Here is a 446-nt window from a genome sequence, read left to right as displayed (position 1 = left end):
TTGCAGAAGGAACACGAATGACTACTGAGTTTTCGGAGTTCTTAAAAAAAATTAGCCGATACTAAGATACTTAGCTGTAAAGCCATTGGTGAATTATTTGGTGTTAAAGGAGAGAAATTTCAACGTCAATACAAACATAAAACCAGTGGTTTTAAACAATGGGATCAACAAGAACACGCACAAGATTGGCTACTTTATCCTGAAAATATAACTAGTCAACTATCCATAGATGAAGTATGTCTATCAATGGGAGAATTGTATACTGTACTGACTTCTAAAGCAGGTAAAGGTAACAAGAGAACTATTGTAGCGATAATTAAAGGAACAAAGTCAGATACTATAATAAAGCATCTATCTAAACTACCTAAGAGGCTTAGAGATAAAGTTACTGAGATTACTTTAGATATGGCGGGATCTATGAAACAAATCGCTAAGATACTACGTGT

1 pseudogene is annotated in these 446 nt (G+C 34.1%); it reads left to right on the top strand.

Features of this window, described 5'->3' with window-relative positions:
* Positions 1-246: 246 nt before the first annotated feature.
* A pseudogene (locus RH98_RS16160) lies at positions 247-446 on the top strand (ISAon1 family transposase); the annotation flags it as partial.

Origin of the sequence: Myroides injenensis M09-0166 (assembly GCF_000246945.1) — a bacterium.
In the GTDB taxonomy this organism is placed as follows: Bacteria; Bacteroidota; Bacteroidia; order Flavobacteriales; family Flavobacteriaceae; genus Flavobacterium; species Flavobacterium injenense.
Note: the sequence above shows the minus strand (reverse complement) of the source record. Positions and strands in the feature narration are given on the sequence as shown.